Raw genomic sequence first — 17,310 nt, 5'->3', positions numbered from 1 at the left:
AAATTATAAGGTAAATAGTGTATTAGTTTGTGGTAAACGACCACTCTTGACCAATACTTTTTACTCCGTTATTATCTTTAGTATCCACTCTCCAATAATATGTTGTAGCCGCAACAGTAGTTACATCAAAAGTTGATGTTGCTAAATCTAATTGACTAACAGCAGGATTTGTAGAAGTCCCAAAATATAAATCGTAGGTTAATGTATCTCCTGCATCTACATCTGAACCTGTCCAATCTAAAGTTGTTGTTCCTGCAGCTACAAAAGCATCTAAAGCTGGTGCATTTAATGCTGCTGTAAATGGAGCATAATTAGCTACTCCGTTTCCTTCAGTATAAAACGCTAAGGTAGGTGATGCTGCTGCATTATCCTCGCCATCTGAAGCCATAACGTTCCAATAATACGCTGTTCCTGCTCCTAATTGGATTGTTATTGAAGTATTAGTGGTTGTTTGTTGTGCTATGATGTTAGTTTGATCTCTATCTGTTGCAATTCTGATTGTGTATTCTAAAACATCATTATCTACATCTGTTGCTGCAGCCCATTCAAATGTAATGTTACTATCTATACATAACAAATCTGAACTTGGGTACACTAAATTTGAAACTGCTGTTGGAGCAGTATTTGGTACAGCTGGAGCTGCACCTCCTCCATCATCACTACTGCTACTGCAAGACGCACTAAAAAATGCTGTTATTGCTAATACAGGTATTAATTTAAATATCTTATTCATCTTTCTTTATTTTTTTATAATTTTTAAAACCTCTGGAGTATCTAAATCTACTCTAATAAAATAGATTCCTGAATTTAGATTAGCAAAAGGAACTTGAATATAATTTGCACTAGTTTTTTGGTAGTTATTATTAAGTACTAACTTACCTGTAACATCATAAATTTGAATTCCGATTGTAGATTTAGAATCTGAACTTGGAATTGTTATTTTAAGATTATCAATTACTGGATTAGGACTAGCTTTTAAGCTTATCGCATTTTGAATTGTTTTTCTAAAAGTACCTTCACATGCTTTTGCAGTTTTTATCTCTAACTCTCCATTACCAACAAGATCTAAATCAAAATTAGTTTCAGAAGTAATCATGATAACTTCTTGGTTATATAATACTGTAAATGGAGCAGTACCTCTACTAACCTCTACATTGGTAGTATCTGAATTAAGAGTATTGTTATTAGCAATCTGTAATTCTATTACACCAGCTTCATCTATATTAATTTCAAAACATTGCTCGTAATCTATTGCAATATCATCTACAGAGACACAAACTGTATAAGAGCCAACAGGTAAATCTTCAAAAGTATAGGTATCATTAGTAAACGACTGAGATAAGTTTAATCCATTACCTACTAAAGTTGCAACATAATCCACGTAAGTTTCATTAACCGTAACTACTACTTTTCCATTATCTTGACCATCACAAGTTTCTGAAATAATTTGTAAAGCAATATTATCTGCATTAGTATAACTAGTATCACAAACATCACCAATTCCGTTTCCGTTAGTATCTTGCTGATCTGTATTTGACACTGCTATACAGTTATCGACATCATCAAAAATAGTATCACCATCTGTATCTTGACATGTATCTCCAACACCATTTCCATCTGCATCCTCTTGACCTGGATTTGCAATTAATGGACAGTTATCATTTATATCTAATATTCCGTCACCATCTGTATCTTGACATGCATCTCCAATACCGTTTCCGTCTGCATCTGCTTGATCTGCATTAGCTGTATTAACACAATTATCGACTCCGTTTAGAACACCATCACCATCTTCGTCACCATTTGCATCAATTTTAAACTCTCCAGAAAAGATTCCTCTACCATAAGTAGATGCAAAAACCATATTGTCATCTCTTAAATCTAGGTCTGTTACTTTAACATTTGACATTCCGTTAAAAGCTTGACTCCAGTTTGGATTAGCATCAGAGAAGTTATTTGTAAACCAAACACCTAATTCTGTTCCAATAATAACTTCGTTTGGACTTAAAGGGTTTTGTAAAATGGCTTTAACTGGCATATCAGGTAAATCCCCTTCTTTAGCTTGCCATACTAAACCACCATCGTTAGAATACCAAATACTCTGAACACCATAATTATGAACTGTTAAGAAAATTTCGTTTTCAGTAGCTCCAAATTCTATATCAGAAACACTTCCAAAAATCACATTTGAAGGATCTAATTGTGTAAAAGTTGGTGAAGCTAGATTTGCATTTTCTATTAAAAATACATCTCCTAATACTGTACCTACTAAAACTTTAGACGAGGTCGTGGTATGAGGAGATACCGTAAAAGCAGTTGGTGTGCTTGTTAATAATGGGTCTGTTAAACTTGCTGCTTGAAGTGTAGACTGAGATTTAATCCCAGAATATCTTCTAATAATACTATTTCCTCCTGACGAATAATTAGAATATAAAATATCTAAATTAGAATCTAATGCTTGAGGGTTTATAAACGCTCCATTTGAAGCAGTTTCATTGTTAATTGTAACATTAGAACTTGTTGCAAAATTATAAACGTTAATCCCTGAGTTATACACGTAGTTTCTTACAAAATATTGATCTGTTCCGTCTTGGTCAAAAAATGTAAAAGCACCATCTCCACCATAAGCTTCAATCGTAGCATCTGTTTGATTTGGATTAGCATTTTCAAATAATTGTGTTCCATTATCTTGTAATCCTCCTGCAAAATAATCCCCTGTAAAAGCTGTTGTTGGAGCTACACCTACCGTATAGAATTGCGAGGTGTTAAAATCTTTATTTCTTGACGTTGTATTTGATCCTGCATTTGCAGAATAATATACACCTCCATCGTTACCAAAAGCAACTACTGTTGATGACCCATTTGCAAAGGTCATTGCATGCTGATCTGCATGAACTAAAGAAATATTTAAACTTGCAAGGTTATTATTATTTGACCATTTAGAGATTTGACTCCAGTTAGCACCTGCATTATTTGACTTAAATAAATCAATACCTCCTGCAAATATAGTTTGGTCATTATTAGGGTCTACCTCTAACATTAAATCGTAAAATGCCTGACCTCTTGTAAAGTCATTAGCTGGAATACCTGTATCTGCATCGTTAGGCAAACTCACTGTTAAGTTATTTGTAAAAGCGTCAACTGTTTTTTCCATTAAAACTGGAGCTGCAGCATTACTACCTTGCGCTAATACGTAAACCACATCTGCATTAGATGACGAAACCGCTATTTGCGTTCTAGTAGCATCTGGAACAGTACGTTTAACTGTAAACGTTACACCATCAGTAGAGTTAAGGATGTTTCCTCCACCATCACCAAAAACTGTACTATTAGTGGTTGATAACCAAATTTTGTTATCTGCACCAATTTCGATGTCGTTTGGACAAAACTTATTACCTAAAGTTGTTGTAGGTAAATTTACTTCATTCCAATTTGTACCGTTATCAATTGATTTATATAATCCAAACTCTGGACCTGTTAAAAATGTTGCTGTACTTGCTGCTCCATAAAAACTATCTCCTGCTGCTACATACACTTCTGAAACACCATTATTATCTCTTACTTTAATATCGTTTATAAATTGTATTCCTGGCACTAAATTACCATTTAAAACACCAATTTGCGGATTTAAAGAGCCAGTTACAGTACCTGCATTAATAGCTGCTTCAATAAGATCCCCATCTGCTTGAGATATCATAACTGCAGGAATTACAATTGAGTCATCATCTCCTGACATATTAATTAATGCGTCATCCACATTGTTCATTATTATAGCTCCAATTGCTCCAGCATCTTGTGCTGATTTAACTTTTTCAATAAATGTACAAACCCCTCTTCTTATCAAAGCGATTTTTCCAGTCATATCTATAGTTGATGGCCCACAACCTTCATTAGGATTATTGGATGTTTGACCGTTAGTACCTGTAAATGGTACAGATCCATCCGCTAAAATAAACTCGGCTGTAATTACAGTATCAATACTTCCTCCAAAAATGCTTGTAGGATTAGAGATATAATCTCCAGCAATACTGCTTGGCGCATTAACCGTAATATTATTTATAATAGTTTGTGCTGTTGTTGGTCCAGAGATACCTCCTAAAACTTTAGCCCAAGTTGTACCTGCATCTTCAGACTTCCAAACGCCATCTCCATTTACATCTCCTCCAACGTAAGATTCTCCTGTTCCAACATAAAAAATGTTAGTATTATTTGGATCATAAGTGATACAGCTAACTGCTAAATTTTCTGGAATATCAATTCTAGTCCAGCTAGAATTAGCGTCAGAAATATTAGTGTTTTTCCATAAACCTCCACTAACTCCACCTGCAAAAAGGGTTTGGTTAGTTGTATCATTAGGATCAAACATAATAGCTCTTGTTCTTCCTCCAACATTATTAGGACCTCTTTCTGTCCAACTGTTATCAATAGCATCTCCTGGAACTCTACCTGAGGCTAAAAAGGCTTGTCTTTTAGCTTGTTGAGCCTCTCTAATTTGTTTAAGATTTTCTGTTGTTGGTCTTCCTAAAATAGGATCCATTGTTAACTCCCATTCTTGTTCGTAGTATTTGTTAGGAGTTAATCCAGCAGCTTTTCTTTCTGGTTTAGTTAATTTTAAAACGTCTTTAAAAGGACTGTTTTCTAAATGTTTTTTGTGAATTTCTTTAGCGTTAGCCATCTCAGAAATTTCAGAGTTTTTTACTTTAGTTAGGGTAAAAAAAGCAAGACATACTAAAACGCATGACGTTAGGATAATAATTTTCTTCTTCATTTTATTTTTTTAAGAGCATAAAAATACCGGTTTTTAATATTTTTTTAAGAGTTTTATTGTTAAAAATTCATTTAATTAGAAGAAATACGAATTATAAACTAAACCCTTTTATTTTTCTGTATTCAATAATTGCCTGACTATCAGACATTAAAGACACATAATGACACACATTTAGCAATCTTACATACAAACTGTCTGTATTAAAGTCTAATGTTGACGGTAAACCTTTCATTATTAACTTATCATAATTAGTAGCTTTTCCTAAAAAAGTATTATTGACAGCTTTACTGTAAGTATTTAATAATGAATTTAATATTTGATAACCAGCAATTTCTTTATCTACTACATCTTTAGATTGATACACTTTATCAATGCTTAATTTTATAATATCATTGATTTGTGCTTCATACTTACTTTTATCCAATAAGCTAATACTAAACTGACCGTTAAGTATAGCTTCTTCGTTTTCCATAAATATGGTTACTGCTTCGTTAATTAATGTATTAATAGCTAATGCACGTAAATAACTTACCCTATCCTTAGTATTAGTTAGCTTATGGTATTTATTAGTGTTAATGGAATTTCGAACTAAATTAATAAGATATTCTAATGCATACTCCTCTTCAATTAACCCTAGATTAATTCCGTCTTCAAAGTCTATTATTGTATAACATATATCATCTGCAGCTTCAACTAAAAAAGCTAAAGGATGACGAGAGTAGCTTAAGTTGGCCACATCACCTCTTGGGATTAAACCTAACTCTTCTGCAACGTCTTTAAATGATTCTTTTTCGGTTTGAAAAAAACCATACTTTTTATCTGCAATATGTTGTGTTGGTTTTTTAGGTAATGAGGCTTTTGGGTATTTAGTAAAAGCGCCTAGCGTAGCATAGCTTAATCTTAAACCACCTTCTCTTCCTGCACGACTTTGAGTAACAATTTTAAAACCGTTTGCATTACCTTCAAAATCACACAAATCTTGATATTGACTATCGGTTAAATCATGCTTGTAATGCTGTCCTTCACCAGAAATAAAAAATTCGCCAATTGCTTTTTCACCAGAATGCCCAAAAGGTGGATTACCAATATCATGTGCTAATGCTGCGGACGCTACAATTGCACCAAAGTCGTTGGGCAAATAGCCATGTATATTTTGAAGATGTGGATGCTTTTCTAAAATTTTTTGTCCAACTTTTCTACCTAATGAACGTCCCACAACACTAACCTCTAAACTATGGGTTAATCGTGTATGCACAAAGTCTGTTTTAGACAATGGTATTACTTGCGTTTTATCCTGAAGACTTCTAAACTCTGACGAAAAAATGACACGGTCATAATCTACTTCAAAACCTAATCTGGTCTCATCTTGTTCTTTTCTTAATCTTTTATTAGTGTCGCCAAAGCGCTTTAACGATAGTAATTGCTCCCAATTCATATTCAAAATTTAGTATTGCAAGATAACTATTTGAAAAATAAAGTAAAGTACATTTCTAATGTTAACTTAATGTTTACAGAAAGTGATACCAAAACGACCCTGTTAACCTTTAGCTAACTTTTTGGTGACTAACTATTAATCTGTAGTTAACCTTGACTTTACAACATCAAGGTTTCTTTGCACCAAGAATTTTAATAGTCAAAATGAAAAATTTAACATACTTACTTTTTGCTTTATTTAGCATCGCAACTTATTCTCAAAATGGTTCGATATCAGGAACTTTAACTGATAAAGAATTTAACGACGAACCGCTAGCATTTGCCAACATCTTAATTAAAGGCACTACTATTGGTACAACATCTGATGATAATGGTCAATATCAATTTACCGACCTTAAGCCAGGTGCTTATAATATAGAATTTAGTTTTGTTGGTTACCAAACACAAACCATTGCTGCTACAGTGGAAGCTGGAAAAACAACAACAATTGATATTGCAATGGGAGCAAGTGCTGCGTCTTTAGACGAAGTAATTTTAGAAACGGTTACTACCAAGCGTGAAAGCGAAACTGCATTGCTGTTAGACCAGAAAAAAGCGGTCGAAATCAAACAGAGTATTGGTGCAGAAGAATTATCAAGAAAAGGAGTTAGTGATGCTGCTGGTGCTGTTGCCAAAATATCTGGTGTATCTAAGCAAGAAGGATCAAGCAACGTATATGTAAGAGGTCTTGGAGACAGATACCTTAACACAACCATGAATGGATTATCATTACCATCTAATGATGTTAACAAAAAAAATATTGATTTAAATCTATTTTCATCAGACGTTATTCAAAACGTGTCGATTAGTAAAGCTTATGCTTCTCAATTTTACGGAGACTTTGCTGCTGGAAATGTAGATATCACTTCTAAAGAACATAAAGGTGGTAGCTTTGCAACTGCTTTTACAGGTAGTGGCTTTAACACTAATGCTATTGACAAAAACTTTGTACGTAGTGAAGGTACAGGTTACTTTGGTTTTTATGGTAGAAATGAGCATAATCCATTTGCAATTATATTATCTCATGGTGTAGATCCTGTAGCTGTAGACACACCAATAAATGTGGCTTATGGTGCATCAGGTGGTAGCTCTTTTAATTTTGAAAACGGTTCTAGATTAAGCTTTTTTGTAACTGGTGGATTTGAAAACAACTACGAATACAGACAGGGTAGGTCAGTAGATTTTTCTACAGTGGAGAAAAAAGCATTTGAAGCTGCTGAAGAATATGAGTATTCTACAACCTCAACAGCTATGGCTAATATTAATTACAAAATAAACTCTGATAATAACCTAAGTTTTAATTCTGTATTTATTAATAGCTCTTCTGACGAGGTTGGATATTATGGAACAGATGGTAATGGAAGAAGCAGAGATGCCATTCTAAACACAGATAAAGGGTTTTACCAACAAAACATACAATTTGACCAAACTAAAATGTTTGTCAATCAATTAATAGGAAATCACAAATCGGGTAATTTTGATTTAGATTGGGGATTTGGATACAACAAAGTGTTTTCAGATCAACCAGACCGTAAGCGTTTTAGTGTAGAAAACTACGACTATGCTTTAGATAATGACCCAACAACTAACCCTACTTTTTACAGCAATGTAGTATTTGACAACCAACGTTACTTTCAAAAAATTGAAGATGACGAATACAATGGTCGCATCAATTTAGCTTACGAAATTAATGACAATCTTAAATTTAACTTTGGATACAATGGTCGTAACAAAACAAGACAATTTAATAATGTTAGATATGGTTACGATATAGTTGATAATGGCTACCAAATAACAGATGTAAACAACTTTGATTCAGTTTTTAATCTTGACAACTTAAATCTTACTGAATCGTCAAACGGTTTATACGAAATTAAAGTACTAAAACCTTACCCAACACTTTCTAATACTAACAGACCTGGACTTTTTGAAAACACTTACAATGGAAAGCTTAATATTTATGCTGGATATGTAGATGCCCAAATTAAAGCAGGAGAAAAATGGTTGTTTGTACCAGGCGTAAGATTAGAAAATTTTGAACAAAGTATTGATTACAACGTGATCAACTTAGGAAACAATGGTGTAGACTCTAAAGTATCTGAAGAAACATTTATTTTGCCAAGTTTAAACATTAAATACAGCCTAACGGATGATCAAAACCTAAGATTATCTGCAAGTAAAACAGTATCTACACCAGAGTTTAAAGAAATAGCTCCTTTTGTTTACGAAGACGTATCAACTCGTATAGGTGGTAATCCAGATGCACTTGGTTACTCTGAAGTATTAAATATTGATTTAAAATATGAGTGGTTTTTTAGTAAAAGTGAAATCTTTTCAATAGGTGCATTTACAAAGCAAATTGACAACCCAATCAACCTAGTGGTAGTAGGTGACGCTACAGGAACACAACGTTATGTAAGAACAGGAGATCAAGCAACTGTTTATGGTGTTGAAGTTGAATTAAGAAAAGATTTATTAGTGGACGCAGATCAAAACACCAATTTATCTTTTGGAGTAAATGCCACTTACATGAAAACTAAACAGGATTTATACCAAAACATAGATGGTACTTTTGATTTAGCTTTCAATAAAACCGAAGATGAATTACAAGGTGCTTCACCATTTATCCTAAATGCAGACATCAGCTATTCTCCAACATTTAAAAACTACAAGCCTGTTGCCAACTTAGTCTTTTCATACTTCTCTGACCGTATCGACGCATTGGGTTCTGGTGATTTAGGAAACATTGTAGAAAAAAGCGTACCAACATTAGACTTTATCTGGAAAAACACAATCAATGATAATTTTGAAATCAACTTAAGCGCTAAAAACCTTTTAGACCCAACTATTCAATACGTTAGAGAAGACCAAAACCAAGGCGATGTATTAGTAGTATCTGCAAACGGAAAAGGTGTTACAGATTACAAAAGAGGTATGAATATAGGACTTCAACTTAAATATAAATTTTAATAAACATAACACAAAAACATAGTACAACTAAAAAACTAAAAACAATGAAAAAACAAATAATTTTAGGCTTAGCATTAGCAGCAACAGTATTCTCTTGCTCAACTGATGACACATCTGATATTGTAATTAACGACAATAGTGTAACGAATAATACGTCTGGAGGAGGTTCAACGGACCCTTCAACTATTTTCTTATCTGGAACTTATACAGAAGATTTAACGCTAGATGCTAACAACACTTACAAGTTAAATGGATCTTTAATTATGGCAAGTGGAACTACTTTAACTATTCCACCATGTATGACTATTAAAGCATTATCATCTGGAGCAGATGTATATATTGCAATATCTCAGGGTGCACAAATCATAGCTAATGGTACTGCAGATTGCCCTATAGTTTTTACATCTGATGCTACAAGTCCTGCTGCTGGAGATTGGGGAGGATTAATCTTACTAGGAAAAGCACCTATCAACTCGGTTACTGGAACCAACACTGCAACTTCAGAGATTGCAAGTTTACCTTACGGTGGAAATATTGCAAATGACAATTCTGGTTCTTTAAGCTATGTACGTGTTGAGTATTCTGGTGGTGCGGCAGATGGACAATCTGAAAATAACGGATTCTCTTTTTATGGCGTAGGTAACGGAACTTCTGTAAACTACATCCAGGCTTTTGCAGGAAAAGATGATGGAATCGAATTTTTTGGAGGAACAGTTAATGCAAGCTACATCTCTGTAATCAATGCAGAAGACGACTCTGTAGACTGGACTGAAGGTTTTTCTGGAACATTAAATAATGTTTACATCTCTAATAGAGCATCAGACGATAAAGCAATAGAAGCTGATGGCTACAATACGGACTTTAGTAATGCTACAGGAATATTTTCTAAGCCAACTGTAAACAATGTTTCTATTATCGGAGAGGGTTCAGCTAACTCATCAGAAGCAGTTAGATTAAGAGCTGGTACACAAGGTATATTTAATAACATAATGATTACTGGATATGCTGAAGGTTTTGATTTAGATGATGCTGACACAGGAAACGGAGTTGTAAGTGACGATCTTCAGGTAACAGGAGTAACTTTTGTTGACGTTTTAACTAAAGTTAAAAATGATACTACTGTAACTTTTACAGATGCTGACTTTTTCACTGCAGAAGGTTCTGCAACTGGAACAGATTACACAACTTGGGGAGCTGGTTGGACAATCAATTAAACCAAAATATATATCAAAAAAAAAGCCTTGCAAATGCAAGGCTTTTTTTTTGATATAATAACTTAATTACTAGTAGCTACTGGATTTTTTACTTCCCACTCGCTAACATTAGCAATTTTGTTATTACTATAATCTACTTCTTTAAGAGTGGTATCATTCCAATAAAACCACTTGCCGACTTTTTTACCATTATCATAACTTGCTGAAACTTGTTTCTTGCCTGCTGTATCAAAACTTAACCACTCACCTTGCAACTTACCATCTGTCGTATAAGCTCCTGTTTGGCTTACAACTCCATTGTCGTGATAATAAACAACTTCTATTAAGTTAGTGTTTTTATTAAGTTTTAAATCCCTTTTGTCTTGAGCAAAAGAAACCACAGTAAATAAAAAAGCAATTGAAACTAAAATTGATTTCTTCATAATTATGGGTTTTAACATTATACTTCAAAGATATACAATTCATAACATTTATGCAACATTTACGTAACATTAAATTAACATTGGAATTATAAAACACTGAAAAACAATCGTTAAACAAATTAAATTAACATAATAATCCTTAATAATTACATAATATTAGGGTTACATTAAAATCACTTTGTGTGTTGATATTTGTTGATGTCTTAAGACAACACAATTAGTATTTCATATAATCTATTAGTTTTTGTCGACTACATTATTATGATTTCTAATGAGACTGCTTTTGGCCAAAGCAGTCTTTTTTTTATTAATTTTATAAGGTTAATACTTAGGAAACATTAAGTTAACATTAGAGTTATTTCTTTGCAGCGACAAAAACTAATACCTTGTAATGAAACTTATTTTATCTATTGCACTATTCTTGTGCGTAATCTTAACTGTGCGTGCTCAAGAAATTAGTGATACGTCCTTTGGTAAAGGACTAATTAATTTTACAGCAAAGGACAGTTCTTTTAGTATAAAATTTGCACCTCGCTTTCAGGTTAGATCTATATCCTCTTGGGATCATGATGGGTCGCAATATACTAGTCCAGAACACAACTTTATTGTGCGACGTGCACGTTTAAAGTTTGATGGTTTTGCCTACAGTCCAAAATTAAAATACAAAATAGAATTAGGTTTATCTAACAGAGATATTTCTGGTGCAAACCAATTTAATCGTAATACACCTAGATATATTTTAGATGCTGTAATTATGTGGCAATTTGCTGATAATTGGGAGCTTTGGGCTGGACAAACAAAATTACCAGGTAATGTAGAGCGTGTTGTGTCATCCGCAAATCTGCAATTAATTGATCGTTCTTTATTAAACAGTCGTTTTAATATTGATCGTGACTTAGGACTACAATTACGTCACATATCAAACTTAGGAGGTGATTTTTTAATGCGTCAAAAATTAGCTATTTCTCAAGGCGAAGGTCGTAATGTCTCCGAAGGTAACGAAGGTGGTCTACAATATACAGGTCGTTTAGAGTTTTTACCTTTTGGTAAGTTTCAATCTAAAGGAGACTATATACAAGCAGATTTAAAAAGAGAATCTAAGCCTAAATTAATGTTAGGGTTCACTTATAATTTTAACGAAAACGCTGTACGCGAACGAAGCGGTTTAGGCGACTACCTGTTTAAAAGTGATGGTACATTGTATGAAACCAACATATCTACTATTTTTGCAGATGCTATGTTTAAATACAAAGGATTTTCATTTATGGGAGAATATGCTAATAGAGAGGCCGATCAACCTATAGCAATTGACACAGATGGTACAACACCAACTGGAGATATTGTTTTAACAGGTAAAGCCCTAAATTTACAAGCAGGCTATTTATTTAAAAGTAATTATGAAATTGCAGCTAGATACACCACAGTAACTTATGATGCTGTAACCGGAAACTTACCGACAGATCAGTACACTTTAGGAGGATCTAGATACATTGTTGGACACAAACTAAAAGTACAAACAGATTTAAGTTACACAACTGTAAGCGGTAACGAAGATAACATTACCTTTAGACTTGGATTTGACCTTCATTTTTAACAATAAAACATAACATTGTCATAACATTGCACTCGAAAACAGTAAAGATATTTGCAAACTTATTTTAATTAAAAACTATGGATAATATTTATTTATTTATGTTGATTGCCATAACAGTATTAGCAATCGTTGATATTGTTGTAGGTGTTAGTAATGACGCCATCAACTTCCTAAACTCAGCTATAGGCTCCAAAGCTATTTCTATGCGAACGATCATGATAGTTGCTAGTTTAGGTATCTTTATTGGTGCTGTATTTTCTAGCGGAATGATGGAAGTAGCACGTAAAGGTATTTTTGTACCTGCTATGTTTAGCTTTGAGGAGATCATGTATATATTTATGGCAGTAATGATTACTGATATTTTACTACTTGACTTTTTTAATACATTAGGTTTACCAACATCCACTACTGTATCGATTGTATTTAACCTACTTGGTGCAGCAGTTGTAATGTCATTAATTAAAATTAGTGCTTCAGACACGCAAACATTTGCTGATTTAGGAAACTATATTAACACTAAAAAAGCTGTCGAAATTATTACAGGAATTGTAATGTCTGTCTTTATAGCATTTACTGTTGGCTCATTAGTACAATGGGTATCGCGATTAATTTTTACTTTTCAATACGAAAAAAAATCTAAATATTTTGGAGCTATTTTTGGTGGTATATCGTTAGCTTCAATAACTTACTTTATCTTTTTAAAAGGTCTTAAAGGGACTCCTTTTTACAAAAGTATTAATAGTGTTGTAGAAGGGAACGAATTATACATACTAATAGGAAGCGTTATTTTCTGGACTTTATTTTCTTATATTTTTCAAAAATTAACTAAAAAAAGTGTTCTTATTATAGTAATAGCAGTTGGTACATTTGGATTAGCATTAGCCTTTTCAGGAAATGACTTGGTAAACTTTATTGGTGTACCTATGGCAGCTTACCACTCGTTTGAAGCTATGCAAACAGCCTTTGCTACTTCAGGAACATTACCAGCAGATTTCTCTATGGCAATTTTAGAGAAAAAAGTACCAGCCGAGCCTTTATTGTTGTTTATTTCTGGAGCTATTATGGTATTAACGTTATGGTTTTCTAAAAAAGCTAAAACAGTAGCCGAAACTGAAATTAACTTATCTAGCCAAGGTGATACGCATGAAAAGTTTGAACCTAACATGTTATCTAGAGGTATTGTAAAAGGAACCTCAGCTTTATCTGATTACTTTAGTGCTATTGTACCAAAATCAACGCAAGCAAAAATTGACAAAAGCTTTCAAAAGCCTGCTGCTAAAGCTTTAACTAAAACGCAAAGTAAAGATTTACCAGCTTTTGATATGATTAGAGCTTCTGTTAACCTTATGGTGGCTGGTGTATTAATTGCAATTGCAACATCTATGAAACTGCCTTTATCTACAACTTACGTAACGTTTATGGTAGCAATGGGTACATCCTTTGCGGATCGTGCTTGGGGACGCGAAAGTGCTGTATATAGAGTTGCTGGTGTATTAAATGTAATTGGTGGTTGGTTTGGAACTGCTATTGGAGCCTTTTTTGCTGCAGGTACAGTCGTGTTTTTAATAAAGTGGAATCCTAAAGTGATGACACCAATATTATTATTATTAACTGCTATTTTACTAGTTAGAAATTATTTATCACACAAAGAGACGTCTAACAAAACTGCTCCAGAGGATAGCTTAACAGACTCAGAAAGCAGCTCTGTACAAGGTGTAATTCACGAAAGTGCTAAAAACATTGCTAACGTTGTAAAAAGAGGAAACAAAATTTACACTAATGCTATTAATGGTTTAGCTAAACAGGATAGCGCATTACTTAAAAAGAATAAAAAACAAGTTATTAAACTGTCTACAGAAGTAGATGCGCTTAGAGACAATATCTTTTATTTTATTAAAAACTTAGATGAATCTAGCTTAAACGCAAGTAACTTTTACATCAATATTTTAGGTTATTTACAAGACATGACGCAGTCGTTAGACTACATCACTAAAATGAGTCATAAACACGTAAACAACAATCATAAAAAATTAAAATTCAGTCAAATAAAAGAGCTTAAAGAAATTGATGCACGTTTTGATTTGTTTTTCAATAATACACAAAACGCATTTAACTCACGCTCATTTGAACAAATAGGAGATATTTTAGGAAGAAAGAATGAAATAATGGAACTTGTTTCCTCTAAAATTATTAAGCAAGTAGAGCGTACAAGAACTGAAGAGTCTAGTCCAAAAAATACAACCTTATATTTTAATTTATTATCAGAAACTAAAGATTTACTTAGTGCTACTATGAATCTTTTAGAAGAGTACCATAACGCTCATGATGCGTCTGTAACTCCTGCTACTTTAGAAGAGGAATAAATTAAATACCATTTATATTAAAAAGCTACCCTTAACCAGGTAGCTTTTTTTATGCCTATACATCAATAACTAATACTTTAAATACAGTCCATACTACTTTATGGTATTCAAAATTTAAAAAACAAAGACTTAGCCTGACCTAATTAAAACCATAATAAACAGGCGTTTACAGTCTAAAAATTAAACTGAAAGCACACATCGTTTTCAATAAACCCAAGATTAAAACATCCAAAACAGCTTAGCATTCGTAAATAGAATAACTAAAAAATTAATGTATTTATGAAAAAAACATCAATAGCCTTATTCGCTTTAGTAATATTGTCATCATGCGTTTCTAAAAAGAAATTTGTCGCATTAGAACAAGAAAAAGGACAAATAACTAGCGAGCTACAAAAGACTCAGGTTGAAAAAGAAGAATTAGAAGCTAAATTTGCAAAAATTGAAGCTAGAGTAAATGATTATAATTCTAAAATCAATAATCTGACTGATGAAGTAGGTGTTTTAACTGAAGAAAATCAGACTAAATTTGACGCAGTTGGAAACAAAGCTGTTATTTCAGAAAAAGCTAAAGTTGGTATGCGCGAAACTTTAAGTCGTGTTAGTCCAGAAGTAATGAAATATGTTACGACATTGGAAGACTCAATGAACATGGCTTTATCATTAAACTTAAAACGTTTTGTTGACACTACAGATTTAGATGAAAGTGATGATATCGCGATTAGCATCGAGGAAACTGTAGTTATGATATCTATTTCTGATAAAATGCTATTTAATAGCGGAAGCTACAGAATTAGCAAAAAAGCAGACAAAATATTAAAAAAATTAGCTGACGTTATAAACTCTGAGCCAAGCTTAGATGTTATGATTGAAGGTCACACAGACTCTAGAACAATCAGTACAGATAAAGTAGCTGACAACTGGGATTTAAGTGTATTACGTGCCACTTCTGTAGTTAGAAAACTACAAAAAGACTTTGGTGTGGCACCAGAAAAATTAATTGCATCTGGTAGAAGCAGCTATAAACCAGTTACAGATAACGACACTAGCGAAGGACGTTCTAGAAACAGACGTACGCGAATTTTAATACTGCCTAACATTGATAAGTTTTTTGCTTTAATGGCACAACAAAACTAGTTAGACATCACATATATTTTAAAAAAAGCATTCAATTTTGGATGCTTTTTTTTGTGTCTAAAAGTTATAAAAATTGTAATAATCAATCATTAAGATTATAAAATTATGGATAAAGTGAATAATCATGCCTAACCAAAGTGTATTATAGCGACTTCTTAAAAACCCTAACAATAATCCAAAAGGAAAAATCCACAAAAAAGAAAATATTGAAAAGTGAATTACCGCAAATAAAAACGCTGTCGCTATTATAGTAAGCTTTGTACTTGTTACCTCTTTTAAGGCATTAAACAAGACGCCTCTAAAAGCCAACTCCTCTATAACTGCTGGCATTAACGCAATAAATAGTGTTGCCCAAAATAAAGGATAATCCAAGTACAAATACTCTTGAAAATAGTTTACAGATGCGCCATCCGCAACAAAATTATTAATAAACCCAATAAAAAAGTAAACAAAAGTGCTTGTTAATATTGGTGTAACAATCGCAAAAGCAAGATGCTTAAGTTTTAAATCTTTGTAGTGGTATAATTGTAAAACGGGTTGCAAATCAAACGACGCAAAACCAATCACAATGCACGCAAAGCCTAGGACTGTAATAATTTCGGCCTCTAAATTATTAGGAAACGTGATATCTATGTAATAAACTAACAACATATAAACCAACATTGCTATATAAAAACCAATAATGGTAGACACCTTTTTAAGCTTATTAGTAGACACATTTTTTACAACAGACTGTCCGCATTGCGAACAAAATTTAACTTCTGTTTCAAAAATATAATTACAATTTTTACAGAAAATAGACATTACGCAGCTTTATTAATTGAGGATGCCGAGTAAATCCCTTTGGCTAGATATCCAATGATTAATATTTTCCAGATTATTCCTGCTACTAATGTTAAAGGATCTGCAATAGCTGTAATTATTATTAAAGTTAGATATAACAATAATCCTAAAATCAAAGCTATTAAAGGTCGTTGTTTAGACCAAAAACCCAAAACGACGTAAACAATACTAACAACCAAGTTAATGCTTAAAGGCACTATATCTTCAGTTTTATAATAGATAAAAAAACCAAATACAGTAATAATACCTGCAATTATAAATAAGGTTTTTCTAGCCGATTTTATTTTCTCGTAAGCATTGTCCGTTTTACGCTTATCCATTACGCGTTTAGCATAAAACTTTGCAATATCCTGATCGCTACCCTTTATTGGATATCCACATTCAGAACAAAAAGAAGCTTCTTCCTTTGCTGGTGTTTCACAATGTTTACATTCTGATTGTAATATTATACTTTGCGGTATCTCCATTAACACTTTACTTTGGTTTAGTAATATAGTATTTATTGTAGTTTTTGAACAAAAAAAAGCAT

11 protein-coding genes are annotated in these 17,310 nt (G+C 32.9%); 5 read left to right on the top strand and 6 right to left on the bottom strand.

Going from position 1 to position 17,310, the window contains the following annotated elements; genetic code table 11:
* Positions 1–22: 22 nt before the first annotated feature.
* The 3 genes from V6251_RS05180 to V6251_RS05170 all read right to left on the bottom strand — a co-directional run bounded on the left by V6251_RS05180 (position 23) and on the right by V6251_RS05170 (position 6,203).
* Positions 23–733, bottom strand: coding sequence for a hypothetical protein (locus tag V6251_RS05180; protein ID WP_341587309.1), 711 nt, complete (start codon positions 731–733; stop codon positions 23–25).
* Positions 734–739: 6 nt separating this feature from the next.
* Positions 740–4,768, bottom strand: a complete 4,029-nt coding sequence (locus V6251_RS05175) for a thrombospondin type 3 repeat-containing protein (protein ID WP_341587308.1) — start codon at positions 4,766–4,768, stop codon at positions 740–742.
* Positions 4,769–4,859: 91 nt separating this feature from the next.
* Positions 4,860–6,203, bottom strand: coding sequence for a deoxyguanosinetriphosphate triphosphohydrolase (locus V6251_RS05170; protein WP_341587307.1), 1,344 nt, complete (start codon positions 6,201–6,203; stop codon positions 4,860–4,862).
* 203 nt (positions 6,204–6,406) lie between these two features.
* On the opposite strand from V6251_RS05170, the gene V6251_RS05165 reads away from it, so the two are divergent.
* Both V6251_RS05165 and V6251_RS05160 read left to right on the top strand, forming a co-directional pair.
* Positions 6,407–9,211, top strand: coding sequence for a TonB-dependent receptor (locus V6251_RS05165; protein WP_341587306.1), 2,805 nt, complete (start codon positions 6,407–6,409; stop codon positions 9,209–9,211).
* Between the two features lie 44 nt (positions 9,212–9,255).
* Complete coding sequence (locus V6251_RS05160; protein ID WP_341587305.1) at positions 9,256–10,425, top strand: multidrug transporter; 1,170 nt, start codon at positions 9,256–9,258, stop codon at positions 10,423–10,425.
* A gap of 62 nt (positions 10,426–10,487) precedes the next feature.
* Here V6251_RS05160 and V6251_RS05155 read toward each other — a convergent pair whose 3' ends face one another.
* Entirely contained in the window at positions 10,488–10,847 is a 360-nt protein-coding gene (locus tag V6251_RS05155; RefSeq protein WP_292943495.1) for a toxin-antitoxin system YwqK family antitoxin, read from the bottom strand.
* Between the two features lie 391 nt (positions 10,848–11,238).
* Here V6251_RS05155 and V6251_RS05150 point away from each other — a divergent pair, with 391 nt between their 5' ends.
* The 3 genes from V6251_RS05150 (at position 11,239) to V6251_RS05140 (ending at position 15,938) form a co-directional block, all read left to right on the top strand.
* A complete protein-coding gene (locus tag V6251_RS05150; RefSeq protein ID WP_341587304.1) occupies positions 11,239–12,441 on the top strand; it encodes a porin in 1,203 nt (400 codons plus the stop codon).
* 77 nt (positions 12,442–12,518) lie between these two features.
* Positions 12,519–14,804: an inorganic phosphate transporter gene (locus V6251_RS05145; RefSeq protein ID WP_341587303.1), complete on the top strand. Its 2,286-nt coding sequence runs from the start codon at positions 12,519–12,521 to the stop codon at positions 14,802–14,804.
* A 279-nt stretch (positions 14,805–15,083) separates the two neighbouring features.
* Positions 15,084–15,938, top strand: coding sequence for an OmpA family protein (locus V6251_RS05140; protein WP_341587302.1), 855 nt, complete (start codon positions 15,084–15,086; stop codon positions 15,936–15,938).
* A gap of 57 nt (positions 15,939–15,995) precedes the next feature.
* Here V6251_RS05140 and V6251_RS05135 read toward each other — a convergent pair whose 3' ends face one another.
* Both V6251_RS05135 and V6251_RS05130 read right to left on the bottom strand, forming a co-directional pair.
* Positions 15,996–16,742, bottom strand: coding sequence for a CPBP family intramembrane glutamic endopeptidase (locus tag V6251_RS05135; RefSeq protein WP_341587301.1), 747 nt, complete (start codon positions 16,740–16,742; stop codon positions 15,996–15,998).
* Positions 16,742–17,248 (bottom strand): zinc ribbon domain-containing protein, encoded by a 507-nt coding sequence (locus tag V6251_RS05130; protein WP_339808025.1) that lies wholly within the window; start codon positions 17,246–17,248, stop codon positions 16,742–16,744. Before V6251_RS05130 ends, V6251_RS05135 begins: the two co-directional genes overlap by 1 nt.
* Positions 17,249–17,310 lie beyond the last annotated feature (62 nt).

Source organism: Olleya sp. Ti.3.14 (assembly GCF_038154885.1).
Taxonomy (GTDB): domain Bacteria; phylum Bacteroidota; class Bacteroidia; order Flavobacteriales; family Flavobacteriaceae; genus Olleya.
Note: the sequence above shows the minus strand (reverse complement) of the source record. Positions and strands in the feature narration are given on the sequence as shown.

Coding starts and splice junctions, on each gene's coding strand:
- V6251_RS05180 (WP_341587309.1), bottom strand. CDS start 733: ATGAATAAGATATTTAAATTAATACCTGTATTAGCAATAACAGCATTT.
- V6251_RS05175 (WP_341587308.1), bottom strand. CDS start 4,768: ATGAAGAAGAAAATTATTATCCTAACGTCATGCGTTTTAGTATGTCTT.
- V6251_RS05170 (WP_341587307.1), bottom strand. CDS start 6,203: ATGAATTGGGAGCAATTACTATCGTTAAAGCGCTTTGGCGACACTAAT.
- V6251_RS05165 (WP_341587306.1), top strand. CDS start 6,407: ATGAAAAATTTAACATACTTACTTTTTGCTTTATTTAGCATCGCAACT.
- V6251_RS05160 (WP_341587305.1), top strand. CDS start 9,256: ATGAAAAAACAAATAATTTTAGGCTTAGCATTAGCAGCAACAGTATTC.
- V6251_RS05155 (WP_292943495.1), bottom strand. CDS start 10,847: ATGAAGAAATCAATTTTAGTTTCAATTGCTTTTTTATTTACTGTGGTT.
- V6251_RS05150 (WP_341587304.1), top strand. CDS start 11,239: ATGAAACTTATTTTATCTATTGCACTATTCTTGTGCGTAATCTTAACT.
- V6251_RS05145 (WP_341587303.1), top strand. CDS start 12,519: ATGGATAATATTTATTTATTTATGTTGATTGCCATAACAGTATTAGCA.
- V6251_RS05140 (WP_341587302.1), top strand. CDS start 15,084: ATGAAAAAAACATCAATAGCCTTATTCGCTTTAGTAATATTGTCATCA.
- V6251_RS05135 (WP_341587301.1), bottom strand. CDS start 16,742: ATGTCTATTTTCTGTAAAAATTGTAATTATATTTTTGAAACAGAAGTT.
- V6251_RS05130 (WP_339808025.1), bottom strand. CDS start 17,248: ATGGAGATACCGCAAAGTATAATATTACAATCAGAATGTAAACATTGT.